This window comes from Ancylobacter polymorphus, assembly GCF_030813495.1.
Taxonomy (GTDB): Bacteria; Pseudomonadota; Alphaproteobacteria; order Rhizobiales; family Xanthobacteraceae; genus Ancylobacter; species Ancylobacter polymorphus.
Genome location: NZ_JAUSUI010000010.1, coordinates 1 through 19271, shown reverse-complemented (window position 1 = coordinate 19271; position 19271 = coordinate 1). Strand labels below are relative to the sequence as shown.

General features: G+C 63.3%; 18 protein-coding genes and 6 pseudogenes. 14 read left to right on the top strand and 10 right to left on the bottom strand.

Annotated features, from left to right (window positions below; all coding sequences use genetic code 11):
- Window positions 1-76 precede the first annotated feature (76 nt).
- Entirely contained in the window at window positions 77-1546 is a 1470-nt protein-coding gene (locus J2S75_RS19420) for an aldehyde dehydrogenase family protein (protein WP_307022379.1), read from the bottom strand.
- 34 nt (window positions 1547-1580) lie between these two features.
- The gene (locus J2S75_RS19415; protein ID WP_307022377.1) at window positions 1581-2918 is read right to left on the bottom strand and encodes a Rieske 2Fe-2S domain-containing protein; all 1338 of its coding nucleotides are present in this window, start codon (window positions 2916-2918) and stop codon (window positions 1581-1583) included.
- 115 nt (window positions 2919-3033) lie between these two features.
- Between J2S75_RS19415 and J2S75_RS19410 the strand changes: the two genes are divergently transcribed.
- From J2S75_RS19410 to J2S75_RS19400, 3 genes are all read left to right on the top strand, one after another.
- The gene (locus tag J2S75_RS19410; RefSeq protein ID WP_307022375.1) at window positions 3034-3993 is read left to right on the top strand and encodes a PDR/VanB family oxidoreductase; all 960 of its coding nucleotides are present in this window, start codon (window positions 3034-3036) and stop codon (window positions 3991-3993) included.
- Window positions 3994-4002: 9 nt separating this feature from the next.
- Window positions 4003-5223 carry a Gfo/Idh/MocA family protein gene (locus J2S75_RS19405; RefSeq protein ID WP_307022372.1) on the top strand — a complete coding sequence of 407 codons (1221 nt, stop codon included), beginning with the start codon at window positions 4003-4005 and terminating at the stop codon, window positions 5221-5223.
- A gap of 77 nt (window positions 5224-5300) precedes the next feature.
- Complete coding sequence (locus J2S75_RS19400) at window positions 5301-5507, top strand: hypothetical protein (protein WP_307022370.1); 207 nt, start codon at window positions 5301-5303, stop codon at window positions 5505-5507.
- Window positions 5508-5915: 408 nt separating this feature from the next.
- Here the strand turns inward: J2S75_RS19400 and gcvA are convergent, their stop codons facing one another.
- On the bottom strand, window positions 5916-6812 hold the full coding sequence (gene gcvA, locus J2S75_RS19395) for a transcriptional regulator GcvA (RefSeq protein WP_307022368.1): 897 nt from the start codon (window positions 6810-6812) through the stop codon (window positions 5916-5918).
- A 194-nt stretch (window positions 6813-7006) separates the two neighbouring features.
- Here gcvA and J2S75_RS19390 point away from each other — a divergent pair, with 194 nt between their 5' ends.
- From J2S75_RS19390 to J2S75_RS19370, 5 genes and pseudogenes are all read left to right on the top strand, one after another.
- Window positions 7007-7369, top strand: a complete 363-nt coding sequence (locus tag J2S75_RS19390; protein ID WP_307022366.1) for a Rieske (2Fe-2S) protein — start codon at window positions 7007-7009, stop codon at window positions 7367-7369.
- Window positions 7356-7676, top strand: coding sequence for a hypothetical protein (locus J2S75_RS19385; RefSeq protein ID WP_307022364.1), 321 nt, complete (start codon window positions 7356-7358; stop codon window positions 7674-7676). The genes J2S75_RS19390 and J2S75_RS19385 overlap by 14 nt, the downstream gene beginning before the upstream one ends.
- Window positions 7649-8947 (top strand): amidohydrolase family protein, encoded by a 1299-nt coding sequence (locus tag J2S75_RS19380; RefSeq protein ID WP_307022363.1) that lies wholly within the window; start codon window positions 7649-7651, stop codon window positions 8945-8947. Before J2S75_RS19385 ends, J2S75_RS19380 begins: the two co-directional genes overlap by 28 nt.
- 90 nt (window positions 8948-9037) lie before the next feature.
- Complete coding sequence (locus J2S75_RS19375) at window positions 9038-9997, top strand: ABC transporter substrate-binding protein (protein WP_307022360.1); 960 nt, start codon at window positions 9038-9040, stop codon at window positions 9995-9997.
- A gap of 121 nt (window positions 9998-10118) precedes the next feature.
- Window positions 10119-10373, top strand: a pseudogene (locus J2S75_RS19370) (helix-turn-helix domain-containing protein); the annotation flags it as partial.
- Here J2S75_RS19370 and J2S75_RS19365 read toward each other — a convergent pair.
- The gene (locus J2S75_RS19365; RefSeq protein ID WP_307022688.1) at window positions 10312-10557 is read right to left on the bottom strand and encodes a hypothetical protein; all 246 of its coding nucleotides are present in this window, start codon (window positions 10555-10557) and stop codon (window positions 10312-10314) included. The pseudogene J2S75_RS19370 and the gene J2S75_RS19365 overlap by 62 nt on opposite strands.
- Before the next feature lie 102 nt (window positions 10558-10659).
- Between J2S75_RS19365 and J2S75_RS19360 the strand changes: the two genes are divergently transcribed.
- From J2S75_RS19360 to J2S75_RS19340, 5 genes and pseudogenes are all read left to right on the top strand, one after another.
- On the top strand, window positions 10660-11328 hold the full coding sequence (locus J2S75_RS19360) for an FAD-dependent monooxygenase (protein WP_307022358.1): 669 nt from the start codon (window positions 10660-10662) through the stop codon (window positions 11326-11328).
- Between the two features lie 39 nt (window positions 11329-11367).
- Window positions 11368-12067: pseudogene (locus tag J2S75_RS19355) on the top strand (fumarylacetoacetate hydrolase family protein).
- Complete coding sequence (gene maiA / locus J2S75_RS19350) at window positions 12064-12714, top strand: maleylacetoacetate isomerase (protein WP_307022356.1); 651 nt, start codon at window positions 12064-12066, stop codon at window positions 12712-12714. Before J2S75_RS19355 ends, maiA begins: the two are co-directional and overlap by 4 nt.
- Window positions 12715-12866: 152 nt before the next feature.
- Window positions 12867-13967, top strand: a complete 1101-nt coding sequence (locus J2S75_RS19345; RefSeq protein WP_307022354.1) for a cupin domain-containing protein — start codon at window positions 12867-12869, stop codon at window positions 13965-13967.
- Window positions 13968-13978: 11 nt separating this feature from the next.
- Window positions 13979-14554 carry a maleylpyruvate isomerase N-terminal domain-containing protein gene (locus J2S75_RS19340; protein ID WP_307022352.1) on the top strand — a complete coding sequence of 192 codons (576 nt, stop codon included), beginning with the start codon at window positions 13979-13981 and terminating at the stop codon, window positions 14552-14554.
- Between the two features lie 79 nt (window positions 14555-14633).
- Here the strand turns inward: J2S75_RS19340 and J2S75_RS19335 are convergent, their stop codons facing one another.
- From J2S75_RS19335 to J2S75_RS22510, 5 genes and pseudogenes are all read right to left on the bottom strand, one after another.
- Entirely contained in the window at window positions 14634-15968 is a 1335-nt protein-coding gene (locus J2S75_RS19335; protein ID WP_307022350.1) for a DHA2 family efflux MFS transporter permease subunit, read from the bottom strand.
- A gap of 37 nt (window positions 15969-16005) precedes the next feature.
- Window positions 16006-16503, bottom strand: coding sequence for a MarR family winged helix-turn-helix transcriptional regulator (locus tag J2S75_RS19330; RefSeq protein WP_307022348.1), 498 nt, complete (start codon window positions 16501-16503; stop codon window positions 16006-16008).
- Between the two features lie 432 nt (window positions 16504-16935).
- Window positions 16936-17490 (bottom strand): annotated as a pseudogene (locus J2S75_RS19325) (transposase); the annotation flags it as partial.
- A gap of 6 nt (window positions 17491-17496) precedes the next feature.
- A pseudogene (locus J2S75_RS22515) lies at window positions 17497-17895 on the bottom strand (IS66 family transposase); the annotation flags it as partial.
- Entirely contained in the window at window positions 17867-18082 is a 216-nt protein-coding gene (locus J2S75_RS22510; protein WP_370874177.1) for an IS66 family transposase, read from the bottom strand. The gene J2S75_RS22510 and the pseudogene J2S75_RS22515, both read right to left, overlap by 29 nt.
- A gap of 215 nt (window positions 18083-18297) precedes the next feature.
- On the opposite strand from J2S75_RS22510, the pseudogene J2S75_RS19315 reads away from it, so the two are divergent.
- Window positions 18298-18525 (top strand): annotated as a pseudogene (locus J2S75_RS19315) (transposase domain-containing protein); the annotation flags it as partial.
- Window positions 18526-18595: 70 nt separating this feature from the next.
- Here J2S75_RS19315 and J2S75_RS19310 read toward each other — a convergent pair.
- A pseudogene (locus J2S75_RS19310) lies at window positions 18596-19174 on the bottom strand (IS630 family transposase); the annotation flags it as partial.
- Between the last annotated feature and the right edge of the window lie 97 nt (window positions 19175-19271).

The window sequence follows — 19271 nt, the reverse complement described above, 5'->3', positions numbered from 1 at the left end:
CTCGGCGATGCGCCACCGATCGGCACAGGTGCCGATGGCGATGCGGATCAACCGATCTGATCGAGCCGGCAGTATCCTACCGCGTTTTCGGCTTGAGGCTGATATGGATGTTCTTTTCCTGGGTGAACGAGATCAGCTCGCCAAGGCATTCTTCCCGGCCGATGCCGGACTGCTTCCATCCGCCGAAGGGGGCACCGAGGAAGTGCCTGGAAACCTCGTTGATCCAGACGAAGCCGGCTTCGACGGCCATGGCGGTCCGATGCGCCTTCAGAAGATCATTCGTCCAGATCGAGCAGGTCAGTCCATATTCGAGAGCGTTGACGTTTTGCACTAGCGTCTCCTCGTCGTCCCATGGCGAAACCGCCAGCACCGGGCCGAATATCTCCTCGCGGGCGATCCGCATCGTCGGCGTTACGTCGGCAAAGATGGTCGGCTCAATGTAGAACCCGCGCTGGAGTGCCGGATCGGCGGGCACGCCGCCGCCCGTGATGAGCCGCGCCCCTTCTTCCCTGGCGGAGGCGATGTAGCTGATGACGCGATCATGCTGGACCTTGCTGATGATCGCGCCCATCGTCGTGGCGTCGTCGGTCGGAATGCCCGGAACGAAGCGCCCTGCCTTTTCCGGCAGTCGGGCGAGGACGTCCTCGTAGATGTCCTTGTGCAGGAACGCCCGGCTGGTCGAGCCGCAGGACTGACCGCACCAGGTGAAGTTCATGCCGCCGATTATGGCATCGGCGATCTGCTCGGGATCGGCATCCGCAAAGGCGAGCAAGGCGTTCTTGCCGCCGAGCTCGAGCAGGACGGGCTTCAGCGTATCGCTGGCCGCCTTCATCACCGCGCGTCCGGCGCCGACGCTGCCGATGATCGCCACCTTGTCGACACCCGGATGAGAGGCGAGCGCCGCCCCGGCGTCGCGTCCTCCCGGGATCACGCTCAACACGCCTTTTGGCAACAGGTCGTGCACCAGCTCCGCGAGACGAAGCGACGACAGCGGCGCCTGTTCCGGCGGCTTGATGATGACCGCATTTCCCGCGGCGAGCGGCGCCGCCATCTTGCCGGCGCAGAACATGAAGGGGTGATTGAAGGCCAGGATGCGCGCGACGACCCCCAGGGGCTGGCGGACCGTGACGTTCAACGCATCTGGGCCCATGGGAATGGTGTCGCCCTTCATCTCGGTCACCAGTCCGGCGAAGAACTCGAGCTGGGCGGCCGCGATGGCCGCGTCGCCCAGCATTTCCTTCACCGGATTTCCGCAATTGGCCGCGTCGAGTGCCGCGAGCTCGCGCGCATTCTTGCGCACGACTTCGGCGACGCCCTTCAGGATTCGTCCGCGCTCCAGCGGTGCAACGTCCCGCCACACGCCGAATGCCGCTCGCGACGCCGCCACGGCGGCATCAATGTCGGCCGCCGTCGCGTCTGCTACCTCGCAGATCGGCTCGTTGAGGCCGGGATTGAAGGTTTCGACGTAACGCCCCGCGCTCGGATGATGCCAGGCGCCGCCGACATAAAGGCTGCGCCCGCTCGGCGCCGGAAAGGAATGGTGCATTGAATACGTCCTCGCTGTCCGTTCTTTGCGCCACTCAGCTGTTTGCCGCCGCCGCCATCTCGGCTTCGGTCTCGTCCTGCTCGAGACCGTCGAACATGGCGATCTCCTCGTTTGAGGCGCCGAGCTTTCGCCAGTCCTCGTTCTTGGGGACAATCCCCTGGTAGGAGCGCAGTTTCGCCTGCGGAATATGAGGCGCGAGGAGACCGATCGCGCCGCCGCCGGCGGCATGCTTGCGCGCTGCATCGATCATCACGCGTCGGAACTGAACGATGGCGATATCGCTGGCGCCGAGCCGCTCGCTGGTGCGGTCGGCGATGGGACCCATGGATTCCCACATCATGATGTCCTGGTTCGGGATGCCGGGTACGCCCGTGAAGTTCCCGAGCTTCATCGCCTGACGGTCCTGCAGATAGTTGTTCGCGCGGGTCCGCAGCACCGGCTTGTAGTTCTTGTCGAGGTCGATGCCGACCTGCGCCACGCAGAACTTCCGCCAGCTCTCCTGGTCGATGCAGTCGTCATTGCCCCAGGCGATGAAGTGGAAATAGCTCGACACATCGTCCTTGGGCACGATCACGGTGGCGACATTATAGGAGGCGTTGGGCGGGATCAGCGCCGTGAAGGGGGCTACATAGGTGGTCAGCCGCACATAATCGTGCGTCTGCGCGTTGGCGATCGGCCGGCGGATCGCGGCATAGCGGAAGCCGTAATTGGTCAGCTGCACCTGGATGCGCGGATTCTTGTCGGTCGAGGGTCGGGTCCAGTGGGTGCTGGTGGCGCCGGCCGTGGTGACCCGGGCGGGCTTCATGTCGGAGGAATGCAGGCTGGAAGAATGGGCGGAATCGATCTGCCCCTCCATGATCTGCGCCCAGTTGCAAGGCAGGTCGATCTTGACGATCGACACTTTCGCCTCCGGCGTCGGCGCCCAGGGCGGCGCCTCGAACTCGGGGATCTGCTCCTTGGGGCCCATATAAACCCAGACGAAGCCGCCGGCCTCATGCGTCGGATAGGCCTTGTGCTTGACCTTCTCGGCAAAGCCGCTTTCCGCCGGCTCGGAGACCATCTCCAGCACATTGCCGTCAACGTCGAATTTCCAGCCATGATAGAGGCAGCGCAGGCCGCATTCCTCGTTCCGGCCGAAGGCGAGCGAGGCCTTGCGGTGCGGGCAGTACTCGCCCAGCACGCCAATGCGGCCATCCGTATCGCGGAATGCCACGAGATCCTCGCCGAACAGCCGTATCTTCACAGGCGCTCCATCATTCTCGACGAGCTGTTCCGACAGCAGCGCCGGCACCCAGTGCCGCCGCATCAACTGTCCCATCGGCGCCTCGCCTTCGACGCGGCACAGAAGCTGGTTTTCCTCATGGTTCAGCACGGGTGGTTCCTCCAGTTGCGCGGTTGGGGCTAGCCAGCCGCATATTACTTAGATATCTAAGTATTAGATTATTCTGGTTTCAAGCCCTTGTCGAGGGAAGCGGGCGGACGACGATATGACAGAAGAAAATCAAACGCTTACGGTGAGGATCAGTGCCAAGGAGCCGGTTGCGGAGGACATCTGCCTGTTCGAGTTGAGAGCACCCGATGGAGGCCCCTTACCCGCCTTCACCCCAGGGGCGCATCTCAGTGTGCGGGTGCCCACCGGCGAGATCAGGAAATACTCGCTGTGCAATGACCCCGATGAAACCGATCGCTATATGATCGCCGTCAAGAAGGACCGCGGGGGCCGCGGCGGTTCCGTCAGCCTGATCGATCAGACCAAGGAAGGTGACGAGCTCGCCGTCACGCCGCCACGCAACGACTTCGAGCTGAAGAGCGGCCCGTCGAGCTACATTTTCATCGCGGGAGGCATCGGCATCACCCCGATCCGGGCGATGATCAAGCATCTGATCGCTACCAAGGGGAAGCCGTTCAAGCTCTATTATTTCACGCGCACGCCGGCGATGATGGCGTTCCGTGAGGAGTTCAGCGATCCCGCGTTTCGCGGCAAGGTGGTCATCCATCACGATTGCGGCGATCCCGAGAAGGCCTATGATCTCTGGCCGGTGCTCGAGGAGCCGAAAGGGGCGCACCTCTATTGCTGCGGACCGCGCGGCCTGATGGAGGCTGTGCGCGATATGACCGGGCACTGGTCGTCGGCGGCCGTCCACTTTGAGGACTTCGGCGCGGCCAAGGCTCGGCCGGAGGACAACACCCCTTTTGTGGTGCGCCTGGCGAAGAGCGGCGAGAGCTACGAGGTGCCCGTCGACAAGTCGATCCTCGAGGTGCTGCGCGAGGCCGGCAAGACGCTGCCCAGCTCCTGCGAAAGCGGCACCTGCGGTACGTGCCGGACCAGACTCGTGGAAGGCGAGGCCGATCACCGCGATCTCGCGCTTTCCGATCATGAGCGCGCCCGCAACATCATGATCTGCGTGTCTCGTGCCAAGTCGGCCGAGCTCGTGCTCGATCTCTAGGAGACCGCCATGACAGATCCGTTGCGATTGGGCGTCGTCGGTCTCGGACGCGCTTTCATGCTCATGCTGCCGACGCTGGCGCAGCATCCGCTCGTACGCCTTGTCGGCGCCAGCGATCCCCGGGAGGAAGCGCGCCGGCAGTTCGAGGCTGACTTCTCCCGTCCGCACCTTCCCGCCCGCGCCTACGCTTCGTTGGAGCAGCTGTGCGCCGACGAGAGGGTCGAGGCGCTCTATATTGCCTCGCCTCACCAGTTCCATGTCGAGCATGTCCGGCTCGCGGCGCAGGCCGGGAAACATATTCTGGTCGAGAAGCCGATGGCGCTGACCATCGAGGACTGCCAGGCGATGATCGATGCCGCGCGCCGCAACGCGGTGCACCTGATGGTGGGGCACAGCCACTCCTTCGACGCACCGTATCTTCGAACGGCAATGCTCATCCGTTCCGGATCGTTCGGACGGCCGCGCATGATCACAGCGGCGAACTACACCGATTTCCTGTACCGACCCCGACGGCCGGAGGAATTGGACACCTCGCAGGGCGGAGGCGTGGTGTTCAGCCAGGCGGCGCATCAGGTTGATGTGGTCAGGCTGCTGGCGGCGTCCGCCGCCCGGTCGGTGCGCGCAGTGACCGGGCGCTTCGACCCATCGAGGCCGACCGAGGGCGCCTACCAGGCCTTCCTGACCTTCGACGAGGGTGCGAGTGCGACCCTCACCTATAGCGGCTATGGGCGTTATGACAGCGACGAGGCGCTCAACTGGTTTGGCGAAATGGGACGGAAGCGCAATCCCGAGAGCTATGGCGCGGCGCGGCGTGCGCTCGCGAAAGTCTCGACGCCGGAGGAGGAGGCCGCGCTGAAGAACACCCGTGCGTACGGAATCGCGCCGAGCGCGATCGGCTCATTCGCGAGGCCGGCGGCGCACAATCATTTCGGGCACATTATCGTGTCGTGCGAGAAGGCGGATTTGCGGCCGATGGCTGACGGCGTGATGATTTATGCCGACGACAAGCGCTGGCTCGAACCGCTGCCCCAGCCCGCGGTGCCAAGGGCGGAAGTGATCGACGAACTCTATGCCGCCGTCAGGAAAAACGTACCACCGCTGCATTCGGGCGAGTGGGGAATGGCGACGCTGGAGATTTGCCTCGGGATTCTGGAATCTGCGAGGTCCGGCAACGAGACGGTGCTCGCCCATCAGCGAGCACGTGGCCCGGTTCTTGGCGGCGGGCTGTAAACCTCAATACGTACTCTTGGCATCAGAGTTTAGTCTAGCCTGCGACTATCGTATCCCTCCCACCCAAAGGAGACGTCATGCCCGTAATCCGTATCGAACCGGTCGAGGACCAGGCCTCCGGGCGCTACGCGCTCGAAATCTACTATCCCGCTGATGCTGACCGGCCGTTGGTGACGACCACACCACGCTACAAGAGTGCGGCCGCTGCCGAGCAGGACACGATCGCGATTCTCTCGGCCGCGGCGAACAATCCACCGCCCGAGGAGCCTGCAAGCAACCGGTAACGCACGCCGTCTACGAACCATCCCAACGGATAGCCGGTCTGTCGGAGAGCCAGTCCGTTTCGCATCAGTCGCCTTCTGCCTCGGCAAACCATCTCGCCACGGCCCGAACGCCTCCTTACAGCGACGTACTTCAATACCCGATGCGCCAAAAGCGCTACACAATAACAGGCTCGCCGCCGTGCAGATGATCCATGCTGGTCGCCTCGATCACCAATCGCCTTGGCGAATCGGTGGCGACTGGCCGACAGCGCCCTGGCCGCTAGAGCATTTCATCGTTTCGCGGAAACGCCGAAATGCTCCAACTTTTTGGCTTGGCGCGTTTTCCTCACGCGACCGACACCCACTTCGCTCAGAAGCGCTATAGGTCACACGCCTTGCGCCTGTCAGACCGCCAGATAGCCGGGATCGTCAACTGGTAACTCGTTCCAGCAACCACTCACGGAACAGCTTTACTTTCGGCCGATTTGCGACCTCGATTGGAGAGGTCAAATAGTAGGCTCGCCCCGTCGATACCTCGATATCGAACGGCTTGATAAGGCGGCCTTCCGCCAAATCGCACTGGACAAATGGCCCGCGTCCCAATGCTATGCCGAGCCCTTGGTTCGCGGCATCCAGAGCGGCGAACGCGAACTCGAACGCCAATTCGTTCTTCAAGGGGATATGAGCAACGCCAGCGGCACGAAGCCACGCCGGCCACGCATCTGCGAGGAGAAACGAGAACCCGCTGCGGAGCAGAACATGGCGTGCAAGCTGCTCCGGATGGCTCAGCCCACCCCAGCGGGCGAGAAGCACGGGGCTGCAGACTGGAAATACTCGATCCTCGAACAACGGGTCCACGCGCATTCCAGGATAGTCTCCATAACCGAGCCTAATGGCCGCGTCGTGAGGTTTACGATCAAATTCCTCGTGCGACACGCTTGCTGACACGCGAAGTCCGATATCCGGATGACGAGCCCTGAAGTCCGCAAGATGTGGTAGAAGCATGCGAAACGTAAAGGTCGCCAAGGAATTTACCGTAAGAACATGATCGTTTTCGCTCTGCACGAGGTCTTCTGTGCTTTGCGCTAAAAGTTCAATCGCGCTCCTGACTGATACAAGATATCTTTGCGCCGCATCGGTCAGAATAAGGCCATTGCCGGATCGGATAAACAGCGTAACTCCGAGATAGCTCTCTAATCCTTTAACCTGCTGACTCGTCGCGGCCTGGGTTACGTTGAGCTCGGCGGCGGCGCGCGTGAAGCTGCCATGGCGCGCTGTCGCTTCGAATGCGCGCAACGCGCTGATTGATGGTACTAAAGTCCGCATACTGGTTCCCCCCCCCCACGGCCATCAGTGTCTCGCCCACGGCGGCGCGCCCAATTCCGTATATAAGTTTTCCTTATGTCGGGGCAAGAATTCGTTGTTTTGCCGCGATCTCGGCCGCTGATAGTTTTCTTAGAAGAAGTATCAACCGGTGTTACACCAATATAAGTAAAACTGTCGCAGGCTGGTGAAACGAGATGGAAGAATTGTATGTGGCGAAGTCAAGTGAATTGGGAGAAGGCGAGCGTAAGCTCATAAAGCATGGTGGCCTCGAAATTGGAGTGCTGCGAGCGAATGGTCGCCTAAGAGCCATATTGAATGTTTGTCCGCATCAGGGTGGGCCCGTCTGCGAAGGCATGATGATCCATCGGGTCGAGGAAATTATCGGGGCAGGCCACGAATACCGGGGCATGCGCTACACCGATGATCTCCACTTGGTTTGCCCTTGGCATGGTTGGGAATTCCTCATCGAAACGGGGCGCTGCGCCGGCGATGGAGCGAAGTCGCTGCGTGTATTTCCTGTCCAGGAGCGGGATGGAGCAATCTATGTTGTCGTCTGACGATCGGCCTTCGGATGCCCCGCAAGCATCGCCTTACGCCGGCCTCGACAGGCTCTCCGAGCTGAATCTGGAGGTCAACGTTGATGACGGATCGGCGGTCATGTCCGATGAGGAATTACAAGCGGCTTTCGTGCACATCATCAAGATGTATGCAAGGAAATTTGAGCGTGGCAGCCGGGCCTTACCTTATGTAGATCCGTCGCTCAGCGCCACAAATGTTCTCATCACAACAACAATGCTGTTGAAGGCGGCTAATGTTGAGCTATTTGAGCTTGGCATGTGGCAGTCATTCTCCGGCATAAAATAGGCTTCGAAGGGTTATTGGACATGCGCTTTCAGTCAAGCGATCCCAAATATGATCTTAATACGCCAACATTCGACACGAGCCTACATCTTGCCAACGCGCGGCAACAGGCTATCGAGCGGGGACTCGACGACATATTAATTGTTGATGCAGATTGCCATCACTATGAAACCGACAACCTTGAACCAATTTTACAGATGATTGATGATCCTGCCTTTCGGCAGGTAGCGCTGAACACTTATCGTTACCGCGGTGCCAGCGCCGTTTTTTTTGATCAGCCGGGATATCAGGATGTTGGAGGGCGCGTGACGCGCTATCTTGAGCGAAAAGGTGAAGGAAGCCGCCTCGGATTGACCGGAGCGGAGCGCGATGCAAAGCAGGCCCACAAGTGGATGGACGCATTCAGCGTCGACTATGCCTGCCTGTTTCCGACACCGATGCTTTTGCTCGGGTTGCACCCCCAGGTCGAAGTCGAAGTCCTCATGGCGCGCGCATACAATCGGTGGATGACAGAGGTTCTTTTACCGTCCAATCCGCGGCTCGTAACAATGCTGTACCTTCCCTTCAACGATCCGGAAGCTACTTATGCAGTGGTAAAAGAGCATGCCGGCAAGAAGGGCGTCGCAGGTTTCATGGTAGTATCCACGCGGTACAAGCCAGTTCATGACAATGCATATATGAAAACCTACGCCCTTATCGAAGAACTTGGTGTACCGATCGCCTTTCACGCATCATATCACTGGAGCGATCAGATCATTTCTCAATGTAATCGCTTCCTGACCGCACATGCTCTTGGTTTTACATTCTTCAATGCAGTGCATTGCTCGAACTGGGTGATCAACGGGCTTCCTGAACGCTTTCCTAAACTCAATGTCATATGGATCGAGTCCGGCCTCTCCTGGATTCCTTGGTTGATGCAGCGATTAGATCACGACTTTCGCATGCGTACCTCTGAAGCGCCGGCGCTCAGGAAGCTTCCGAGTGAATACATGCGAGAGATGTTTTATACGACGCAGCCCATGGAAATGGTTAGTAATGGGGAAGCGCTCGAATTAACCATGAAGATGATCAATGCGCCGACGCAGCTCCTCTATGCGTCCGACTACCCTCATTGGGACATGGACCTACCCAGCACCATCTGGGATCTGCCGTTTCTTACCACTGAAGCTAAAAAGAACATTCTCGGCGGAACCGCCCAGAAGATATTCAACATCGACATTTCCCACCGTTTCCCCGCCAAAAGCCGGAGCGCGGAACCTGTCGTCGCAAAATAGATTGCTCAAATCCAAGCCCTTATATCGTGATGCAATATCAAAAACTAAATTGAATTCTAACTAAAATCAAAGTCCATGGGAGGACCATATATGCTCAATAGACGGCAGATGCTTGGTGGCGCTCTCATAGCGAGCGCCGCTATTGGCCGCCCTGCCGCGGCTCAAATCGGGAGATTGACGGTTGCCTCAACCCAACAGGGGAACTGGGACACATCTGTAGCCGAGCTAGCGCAGAGAGCCGGAATCTTCAAAAAACACGCTCTTGATGTGAACGTCATCTGGTCGTATGGCGGCGGTGAGACGCTGCAAGCGGTGCTGTCTGGCAGTGCCGATGTGGGCACGGCCATTGGTGTGATGGCCGTGCTCGGCGCCTTTTCGAAAGGAGCTCCGGTGCGCATCATTGGCAACGAGCAAACCGGGGCCGCCGATCTGTTCTGGTATGTCAGAACAGATTCTCCGATCAGATCGCTCGCCGACATCAATGGCAAGACCATCGCCTACTCGGCAAACGGCTCCTCTTCCCATTCTGTCGTCATGGAGCTCACCAAAACCGGTATCCTCAAGGCGACACCCGTCGCGACCGGCGGCGCGGCCGCCACCCTAACGCAAGTCCTCTCAGGCCAGATTGCCGTGGGATGGAGCGCCCCGCCCTTTGGTCTGGCACAACTCGATAGAAAGGAGATCCGTATCCTTCTCACGGGTGACGATGCTCGAGGAGTGAAGGAACGGACCAGTCGGGTGAATATCGCAAATCTCCCCGCGCTCTTGGCAAAAAGGAATCAGATCGAGAGATTCGCATCTGCTTATCGTGAGACCATCGACTGGATGTATGAGAGCGATGACGCATTGAAGATTTACGCTGAATTCGCTCACATCAGCATTGACGATGCCCGGCGGATTCGCAAACAATTCTTCCCCAAATCGGTACTCGATCCCGATGTGATCCATGGCATCGATCAGCTGATCGAAGATGCCGTTTCGCAAAAATACATCACCGCCGCGCTGGATGCGGGCCAGATTCGCCAACTCATCCAAATCCCTCCGCGGTGACAGGCAATTCACGGGGAAGAAGCCGAGTTGAAGCGTAATACCAACGGCCACGGCGGCTGACTCTTCCGGGCTTTTCGGGGGGTCGGATCGCTGATTCCATGGCGCGGGGAGGATTCGCGCCATGGCCGCTGCGGTGAAGCTTCGGACGGACTACTCGGCTTTGGACCTGCGGCGGCTCGCTGCGGCATCGAAGCACGCCAATCAGAGCCGACGGTTGTTGTCGCTGGCGGCGGTGCTCGACGGGATGGACCGCGAGCAGGCGGCGCGGATCGGTGGGATGGATCGCCAGACCCTGCGCGATTGGGTCCATCGCTTCAACCAACAGGGGCCCGACGGACTGCGCGACATTCGCTCGAAGGGGCCTCCACCCCGGCTCCATCTGCGCCGTCATCCACGGTCGGAGCTCGGGCAATGCGGGTGCCGTCCGGCGCGAGGACCGACCGGGTGTCGCGCCAATAGGGATCGTCGATGCTGGCGGCCGAGAAGGAAAAGCCCGGAAAGGCTTGCGTCAGCTCTTCGGCAAGCGCGCCTTCGTCCAAGCCGGCGGGCAGCGCAGCCAAAGCCTCCTCGACCGAAGCACGATCAGGTAGCCTAGTGGATGGAATCTAACACTTGGTGCCCACGCTTGACGGCGGCGATGATGTCTTGGATCGCGTCGCCCCGTGGGTCACTCGCTTCTCTTCGCGGTCGACGCAGGGTCGCCGCATGATGGGGTCAGGAAGGCAAGGCGCTGGAACGCGGCGACTCTGTGGGCCGGCCCGAAATGCCACATCGTGCACTACCCTCTCAAAGGCTGGAAGGTCTTCAATCTCGTCGTGACCTACCACAACGACGTCAAGGAGGCCGTCGTCAGCAAGCCGGTGCCAGTCGAGGAGGTCATGCAGGGCTTCGAGCACATCCACCCGCGAGCCCGGCGTGTCATCGAGCACGGCTCGAACTGGAAGCTGTGGGTGCTCTGCGACCGGACACCCGTCGAGCGGTGGATCGACTGGCGGGTCGCGCTGCTCGGCGATGCCGCGCACCCGATGCTGCAGTACCTGGCCCAGGGCGCCTGCATGGCGATGGAGGACGCGGTGACGCTGGCCGAGCTGGTCGCCGCTTATCCGGGCGACATCGACAAGGCCTTTCGGACCTACCAGGCGCTGCGGATACCGCATACGGCCCGGGTGCAGCTCGGCTCCCGCGAGATCGGAAAGTTCATCTATCACCCCGGCGGGGCGGCGGCGCTCGTGCGCAATTCGGTCCTGAAGTCGTGGACGCCGAATGAATATTACGACCGCCTGAGCTGGCTCTACGGCGGTTCCATCCTGCCGCCGGCGGCGGCGGCCTGACGCAGCCGGGACGGCCAAGACAACGACGAGGAACGCCTTATGAGCTTCGTATTCAAGCCCCAGCCGACGCCGAGCGTCGCGGTGCACGGCGACGGCGCCCGTTTCCCGGTCCGGCGCATCTTCTGCGTCGGCCGCAACTATGAGGCCCATGTGCGCGAGATGGGCAAGGACCCTGCCCGCGAGGCGCCCTTCTTCTTCACCAAGCCGGCCGATGCCGTGGTCGACGACGGTGCCGTCGTGCCCTATCCGCCGCTCACGGCGAATTTCCATCACGAGGCGGAGCTTGTCGTCGCGATCGGTCGGTCGGGGTTCGACGTTGCCGAACAGGATGCCTGGGATCTGATCTGGGGCTACACGATCGGCAACGAGCTGACGCGCCGCGACCTGCAGTTCGAGGCCCGCGACAGAGGGCGCCCGTGGGACTGGGGCAAGGCCTTCGACCACTCGGCGGTCTGCGGGCCGATCTACAAGGCATCCGAAATCGGCCGGCGCGGAGACCGGCGCCATCAGGCTGTCCGTCAACGGCGCCGTCCGCCAGGACGCCGACCTCGCCGAGCTGATCTGGTCGATCCCCGAACTCCTGTCGATCCTGTCGCGCGCCGTGCGTCTCCTTCCCGGCGACCTCGTCTACACCGGCACGCCGGCCGGCGTCGGCGCACTGGTGCCCGGCGACGTCTGCGTGGTGGAGATCGAACGGCTCGGCACTCTGACCACGACGATCGGGGAGCCGGAGCGATGACCGGCCTCACGCTGCACAACTATTTCCGTTCCTCGACCTCGATCCCGCTGCGCGCCGCCCTCAATCTCAAGGGACTGGGCTACACCTACGTGGCGCATCATCTGCGCAAGAGCGAGCAGCGCGCGGCCGGCTACCTCACGGTCAATCCGCAGGGATTGGTGCCCTCGCTCGTGCTCGCGGACGGGACGGTGCTCACCCAGTCGCTGGCCATCATCGAGTACATTGACGAGACCCATCCCGAGCCGCCGCTGCTGCCGGCCGGCGCCGTCGACCGCGCGCGGGTCCGGGCGCTTGCCTATGCCATCGCGTGCGAGATCCATCCGCTCAACAATCTGCGCGTCCTGGCCCGGTTGAAATCCGCCTTCGGCGCTGACGAGGAGGCGACGTCGCTGTGGTTCCGGCACTGGGTCGACGAGACCTTCGCGCCGCTGGAGACCCTGCTGGCCGGCGACCCGAGAACCGGACGCTTCTGCCATGGCGGCTCGCCGGGGCTGGCCGACCTCTGCCTCTACGCTCAGGTCGTCAACAACCGGCGCTTCGGCGTCGACATGGATCCCTATCCCACGATCGCGCGCATCTTCCAGGCGTGCGCCGACATTCCCGCCTTTGCCGATGCGGCGCCGGAAAGGCAGCCCGACGCCGAATAGGGGGAGGCCAGTGCCAGCGCGAACGGACGCCCGCTCGCGCCGCCGGAACGGATAGCCGGCGTAAACAAGGCCGCGGCGGGGGCGCGGCATCGGCTGCCGTGAAGACCAAGCCGGGCCGAGCCCCGAAGCGGGCAGGGCCATAGGAGGAACGCATGAGCGATACCAGCCATAGCAACGTGATGAAACCGGTCGACACGCCGGAGCTGCGCCAGCTCTACGCGGATTTCGAGGCTGAGCATCTGATGCCGCTCTGGACCCAGATCGACGACATCATGCCGGTCATGCCCAATCCGAAGGCGACGCCGCATGTCTGGAAATGGTCGCGGCTGTTTCCCCTGGCGGAGCGCTCGGGGCAGCTCGTGCCGGTCGGGCGCGGCGGCGAGCGCCGGGCGATCGGCCTCGCCAATCCCGGCCTCGGCGGGAAAGCCTATGTCACGCCGACATTGTGGGCGGCGATTCAGTATCTCGGCCCGCGCGAAACCGCGCCCGAGCACCGGCACGCGCAGAATGCGTTCCGTTTCGTCGTCGAGGGCGAGGGCGTGTGGACCGTGGTGAACGGCGATCCCGTCCGCATGAGCCGGGGCGATCTCCTGCTGACGCCGGGCTGGCATTTCCACGGCCACCACAACGACACCGATCACCCCATGGCCTGGATCGACGGCCTCGACATCCCGTTCTCCTACCAGAACGACGTCGGCTTCTTCGAGTTCGGGTCGGACCGCGTCACGGACTATGCCACGCCCCGCTTCTCGCGCGGCGAGCGGCTGTGGGCCCATCCGGGGCTCCGGCCGCTTTCCTCGCTGCAGAATACCGTCAGCTCGCCGCTCGGCGCCTATCGGTGGGAGTTCACCGACCGCGCGCTGACCGAGCAGCTTCTGCTTGAGGACGAGGGCCAGCCCGCCACGGTGGAGCAGGGCCACGCTGCCGTGCGCTACGTCAATCCCACGACCGGCGGCGACATCATGCCGACGATCCGGGCGGAGTTCCATCGCCTGCGGGCCGGGACGACGACCCCGCCACGCCGCGAGGTCGGCTCGTCCGTGTTCCAGGTCTTCGACGGGGCCGGCTCGGTGATACTCAACGGCTCAGAAACGAAGCTCGACAAAGGCGACCTCTTCGTCGTGCCGTCATGGGTGGCCTGGTCGCTCCGGGCCGAGACCGAATTCGATCTCTTCCGCTTCTCGGATGCGCCGATCATGGAGCGGCTTCACTTCGCCCGCACCCAGATCGTCGGCACCGGCGCGCTGACATAGCAGGTGCTCGCATGGATCGATCCGCTCAGGAGGCATGGGCGCACGAGCGCCTGCGCGAGCGGCAGGGGACCGGCGCGCGATATGATTCGCCGGCGGCGCCGCAACGCGATCTCCTGCTGGCGCGACGCGGCACCGCCTATTTCGCCCGCAAGCTCAACGAACTCGACGACGAAGCCCTCGCCTTGCCCTCGCGCGTTCCGGGCTGGAGCCGGCGGCATGTGGTCGCTCATGTCGGCTACCATGCGCGGGGGCTGGCCCGCCTTGTCGAGGCCGCCCGCAACGGCCTTGACCGGGAGCAGCTCGCCGAGCCGGAGAACCAGATCGAGGACGTGGAATTCGGCGCAACGCTCCCCCCGCATGCACTGCGCCATCTGTTCCACCACGCGGAAGTCCATCTGAACGTCGAATGGCGGGACCTCGACGCGCCCGGCTGGAGCGCCCGCGTGAGACCGCTGGCCGGCGGCGTGGCGGTGCCTGTGCGCGAGACGCCCCTTCTTCGCGCGCGGGAGATCTGGCGCCGCGCCCTCGACCTCGACTGCGGCGGCAGCGCAACGGACATTCCGCCCGATCTGCTCGACCCGCCATGACATCGGATCCCGTCCGGCGCCGGGGCTGTCGGATGCCGGTCCGTCCCGAGGTCCAGGCCATGGGCAGGGGAGGAGCGGCTCACCTCCGGGGCAGACGCAGGGCCGCGACGACGGTCAGCGCCGTCATCGCGCTCAGCAGAAGGAAGGCCCAGCCATAGGCGCCGAAGCCGTCCGCACCGCCGCCGGCGCCGATGCGCCAGTCGAGGAACACGATGCAGATGGCCGTAAGCGTGGGCCCGCCGAGGCGCTGGGCGATGTTGATCGAGGTCGACGCCATCGGCAGTTCGTCGCGGGCAACGGCACTGTAGGCGGCCGACATCGCCGGGAGCCCGACCGCGCTCTGACCCATGCCCCGGATGAAGAGCGCCAGTACGAGCACGGAGGGCTCGAAACCGTGAACGGCGAGATGGAGCAACAGCAGAGTTCCGCCGAACGCCAGCAAGGCGCCCGCCGTGGAAACGGCCCGTACGCCCCAGCGCCCGACGCTCCTGCCAAGCAGCGGATAGGTGATCGCCATGCCGAGGCCGAGTGGGGCGAGCAGCCATCCCATCTCCGTCGGCGAGCGGCCGATGCCGTCGATGAGATAGATCGGGATCAGGGTCTGGCCGCCGACCAGTACGCCGTTCGACAGGAACTGCGTCATGGCCGCGTTGCCGAAGCCGCGCCTCCTGAAGAGCCGGAGATCGACCAGGGCGCGGCTGCCGCGGTCGGCGGCCCACCAGACGAACATGGCGAGCAGCACGCAGGCCCCCGCCAGCATCGCCCAGCCGGCCGTCCGGCCAAGGTCGCCGAGGCCGATCAACACGAGCACCAGCCCCGGTGACAGAAGCGCCAGTCCGATCCAGTCGAGCGGCCTGCGCCGCTCACTCGGCTCATCTTCCGGCAGCCAGATCAGCGCCAGCGCGAAGGCCAGCGCCGCCACCGGCAGATTGACCAGGAAGAGCAGGCGCCAGGATCCGTGCTGCAGGATGAACCCTGCGATCACCGGCCCCAGCACGGGGGCGAAAATGACCGGCAGAGCGACGATACCGACCACCCGCGTCATCTGATCGCCGGCGGCGCGCGCGATCATCATCTGCGCCATCGGCGCGAGCAGTCCCCCGCTCATTCCCTGCAGCAGCCGGAAGGCGATCAGGGACGGCGCGGACCATGCGACGGCGCAGAGCGCGGAGGCCGCGACGAAGGAAGCGAAGCAGAAGATGTAGAGCGTTCTCGCCCCGACACGCTCTACCAGCCACCCGTTCAGCGGCAGCACGAGGGTCAGCGACAGCAGATACCCCGTCGTGACCCATTGCACCACCGACAGGTCGACGCGAAATTCCCGCGCCAGTTGCGCGAGGGAGACGTTGATCGTCGTCGCATCGAGCTGCGCGAGCAGTGTGCCGAGGATGGCGACGAAGGCGACCTTCCACACCGAGGCGTCGAGCCGGCCGGCGACTGGCGACGGGCGGCTATCCACCGGTGTGTTCCGCGCGCGGCGGAGCTTCTCTGCTGTCCGCCGGCCCCTCGTTTTCGCCGAGCCGGGCGATCAGCGGGATCGCGGCGATGAGGGCGCGGCGCTCAGCCTCGTCGAGGCGTCCCATGGCGGCCACGAGCCAGTCCCGCTTCGCCGCGCTGCGCCGCTGCCGTTCGCATCTGCCGGCGGCCGTCAGCGCGAGCAGTGTCTGCCTGCGATCGGTCGGGTGCGGGCGGCGCTCGATCAGCCCCTTTCGTTCGAGGCTGACGAGGATGGCGCCCATCGATTGCGGCGTCATCGCCTCCGCTCGCGCGAGGCTTGCCGTGGTGGCGGGGCCGTGCAGGTCCAGCCGGGCGAGCGTGCTGACCTCGGAGAGATTGAAGGCGCCGGGCTCTGCCTCCGCTCTCAGGCGACGAAACAGCTGCCTCACGGCCATGGAGAGTGCGGCGGCGTCAGCCTCGGGCACCGTTCGCGGATCATCGACATCGGACATAAGATAACGCTACACCGCAGCAGCCAAACTTGCAAGTTTAGCTTCATAAAAGAGTTCGTCGCGTAGCGGCCGGAGGTCCTAACAGGCCATTTCCGGCGCGCTCGCGGGCCGCGCCGCCATTCCGGCAGGCCGGGCGGGCGCAGATCCCGTTCGGCGAACCGTCATGTCGACCCAACGTCAAGGTCAATGCTCTTGGCGTTGGCGCAGTATTTGCCATGTATCGAGTATACGCAAATACATTCGTGTAAATGACAAGTCGTTATTCCGATCGTCCAGAAGGAATTGCTTGACGGTGACTGGACAGCTCCAATAACTGCGTTTTGTCGCGGTGATTGTCGGCGTGGCGGCGGCTCCGTGCGCTCGGAACATCGAGCGGACCGGTTCAGGGTCCAAGCGTGGCCCGGATATGGGCCGCCGTCGCGGCCCTTTTGGTCATGCGACGGCGTATTTCGTCCTCAGCCAGACGAAGCGGCGGATGTTGTAGGCCAGGTTCGCCATGCCGATTTTCACCCTGGCGCGTGCGATGCCGATGGTCCGAACGACGAGGCCCATCGGACCCTTCTGATGGGCGAACACGTGCTCGACAGCGCTGCGGACTTTCGATTTCCGCGCGTTGGCGATGCGCATGCGATCGGGCATCGGCCGACCCGGCGGCTTCTTGCGATGAATGCGCGAGACTAACCCGCGCCGCGCCAGCATCGCCTCGTTCTTCGCCGACCGATAGGCCGTGTCCGCCCAGACGTCGCTGGCCGTGTTTGTCCGATCCAGCACCTCTTCGAGACGCGCCCCGTCGTGCGCGGCGGCATGTGTCGTCATCCAGTTCCGGATCAGGCCGAAGCCGCGGTCGATCGAGACATGATTCTTGTAGCCGAACGCCGGAATGGCGAGGTCGACCGAAGGCAGGCTCCCGTCCTCGCGCGGCTTGGCCTTGGTGTACTTCACCGTCCAGCGGGCGTCCCGGTCCTTCTGGGCGAGCTTGGCGGGCTTGCGTTCCTCGATCCGGTAGACCTCTGCAATAGCGGCGACCACCGCCAGTGCCTCGGTCGAGCTCGTCGTCTTGACCACCTCGACGAACTTGCGGCGCGCATGTGCAAGGCAGAAGGCAAGCCTGAGGGGTGCGGCATTGCTCTTGCGCCGCTGCTTGGCCAGGCTCTTGTAGGCGGCATAGCCATCGACTTGGAGAATGCCGCCGAAGGTTGAAAGCTGCGTCTCGATCTCTCCCGTCCCGCGGCTTTCGGCAAAGACATAGCCGACCGCCGGCGGCGCCGGTCCCTGCCAGGGCCGATCATCGATCGCCTGCGCCCACAATTGGCAGACTTTCGTGCGCTTGCGCCCCGGATCGAGCCGCGGAAGGGGCGTCTCGTCACAGAACACCCGCGGCTGCGAGCGGATGAAGGCGAGCAGCCGCTCGTAAAGCGGTTTCAGCCACCAGGCGGTGGCCCGTCCGACCCCAGCCGCCGAGCGTTCCCCGGTCGAGATGGATGCCGTAACCCGAGAAGATCTGCGCCTGGCGATAGAGGGGGAGATGCCAGGCGAACTTGGAGACGACCACATGCGCCACCAGCGCCGTCGTCGCCATGCCACCATCCATCACCCGCGGGCGCGCCGGCGCCTGGACTACATGGGCCTCGCAGGCCCGACAGGCGTATTTGGGCCGGATCGTGCGGATCACGCGCAGCAGGGCGGGAACGATGTCGAGGGCCTCGCTGACGTCCTCAGAGTCCGTTTGAGAATGCGTTCAGTGACTGATTCTTCGCAGGAGCAGGCTTCCCAGGGCGACATGGATCGCTTACCATCGAGATCAACAGCAACACCGTCGAACGCTCGATCCGCCCGATCGCGCTGAACCGCAAGAATGCACTCTTCGCTGGATCGGATGGCGGCGCCGAGCACTGGGCCGTCGTCGCTTCGCTGATCGAAACCTGCAAGCTCAACGGCGTCGAGCCGCTCGGCTACCTCGCCGACGTGCTCACCAGGATCGTCAACGGCCACCCCAACAGCCAGATCGACGGCACCTCTCCTCCCCTGGGCCTACATTCAGGCTCCCGAGTTCAGGGCCGTGGCCTGACAACAGCGCTTATACCAACGGCCCTCATTTCTGACCGATGTGTGCCCAGTCGCGCATTCCGATCGATGTGATGACGTCCGGACTGTCGACGAGCCTGCGCCAGGCATCGCAGGCGGCGTCGACGATGTCGGTGTAGGTCTCGAAGACGCGGTTGGAGAGCCAGTTCGAGCGCAGGTACTGCCAGATTTGCTCGACCGGGTTCAACTCCGGTGATCGCGACGGCAGGAAGATCAGCGTCACGTTCTTCGGCACCGTGAGCATTCCCGTGGTGTGCCATCCGGCGCGATCGAGCAGCAGCACGGCGTGCGCTCCTCGGGCGACCATGGTCGAGATTTCGTCGAGGTGCATCTGCATGGCGTCGGTGCCAATGTAGGGGAGCGCCAAGGCGGCGCCGACGCCACGCGCCGGGCAGATCGCGCCGAAGAGATAGGCGTTCTCGTAGCGCTGATCGGCCGGCTGGCGGGGTCTCGTCCCTCGCCGCGCCCACTGTCGGACGATCCCGTTCTTTTGCCCGATCCGAGCCTCGTCCTGGAACCAGACCTCGATCCGTTGGCCCTTCGGCAGATGCCCGACATGAGCGTTCAGGGTCCGGGCGAAGTTTTTTTAAGGCTCAATTCGCGTTAGCTATGCACGATCCGATTTGGTAGGCTGGCGATCTGCACGCAGGAGGCGAAGGTGGACCGGCAAGACTACATGGCGT

Bases quoted from the DNA above. Each gene is read 5' to 3' on its own strand.
- J2S75_RS19375 (WP_307022360.1), top strand. From the start codon at position 9,038: ATGCTCAATAGACGGCAGATGCTTGGTGGCGCTCTCATAGCGAGCGCC.
- J2S75_RS19400 (WP_307022370.1), top strand. From the start codon at position 5,301: ATGCCCGTAATCCGTATCGAACCGGTCGAGGACCAGGCCTCCGGGCGC.
- J2S75_RS19340 (WP_307022352.1), top strand. From the start codon at position 13,979: ATGGATCGATCCGCTCAGGAGGCATGGGCGCACGAGCGCCTGCGCGAG.
- gcvA (WP_307022368.1), bottom strand. From the start codon at position 6,812: ATGCGGACTTTAGTACCATCAATCAGCGCGTTGCGCGCATTCGAAGCG.
- J2S75_RS19420 (WP_307022379.1), bottom strand. From the start codon at position 1,546: ATGCACCATTCCTTTCCGGCGCCGAGCGGGCGCAGCCTTTATGTCGGC.
- J2S75_RS19390 (WP_307022366.1), top strand. From the start codon at position 7,007: ATGGAAGAATTGTATGTGGCGAAGTCAAGTGAATTGGGAGAAGGCGAG.
- J2S75_RS19405 (WP_307022372.1), top strand. From the start codon at position 4,003: ATGACAGATCCGTTGCGATTGGGCGTCGTCGGTCTCGGACGCGCTTTC.
- maiA (WP_307022356.1), top strand. From the start codon at position 12,064: ATGACCGGCCTCACGCTGCACAACTATTTCCGTTCCTCGACCTCGATC.
- J2S75_RS19410 (WP_307022375.1), top strand. From the start codon at position 3,034: ATGACAGAAGAAAATCAAACGCTTACGGTGAGGATCAGTGCCAAGGAG.
- J2S75_RS22510 (WP_370874177.1), bottom strand. From the start codon at position 18,082: ATGGCGACGACGGCGCTGGTGGCGCATGTGGTCGTCTCCAAGTTCGCC.
- J2S75_RS19330 (WP_307022348.1), bottom strand. From the start codon at position 16,503: ATGTCCGATGTCGATGATCCGCGAACGGTGCCCGAGGCTGACGCCGCC.
- J2S75_RS19345 (WP_307022354.1), top strand. From the start codon at position 12,867: ATGAGCGATACCAGCCATAGCAACGTGATGAAACCGGTCGACACGCCG.
- J2S75_RS19385 (WP_307022364.1), top strand. From the start codon at position 7,356: ATGTTGTCGTCTGACGATCGGCCTTCGGATGCCCCGCAAGCATCGCCT.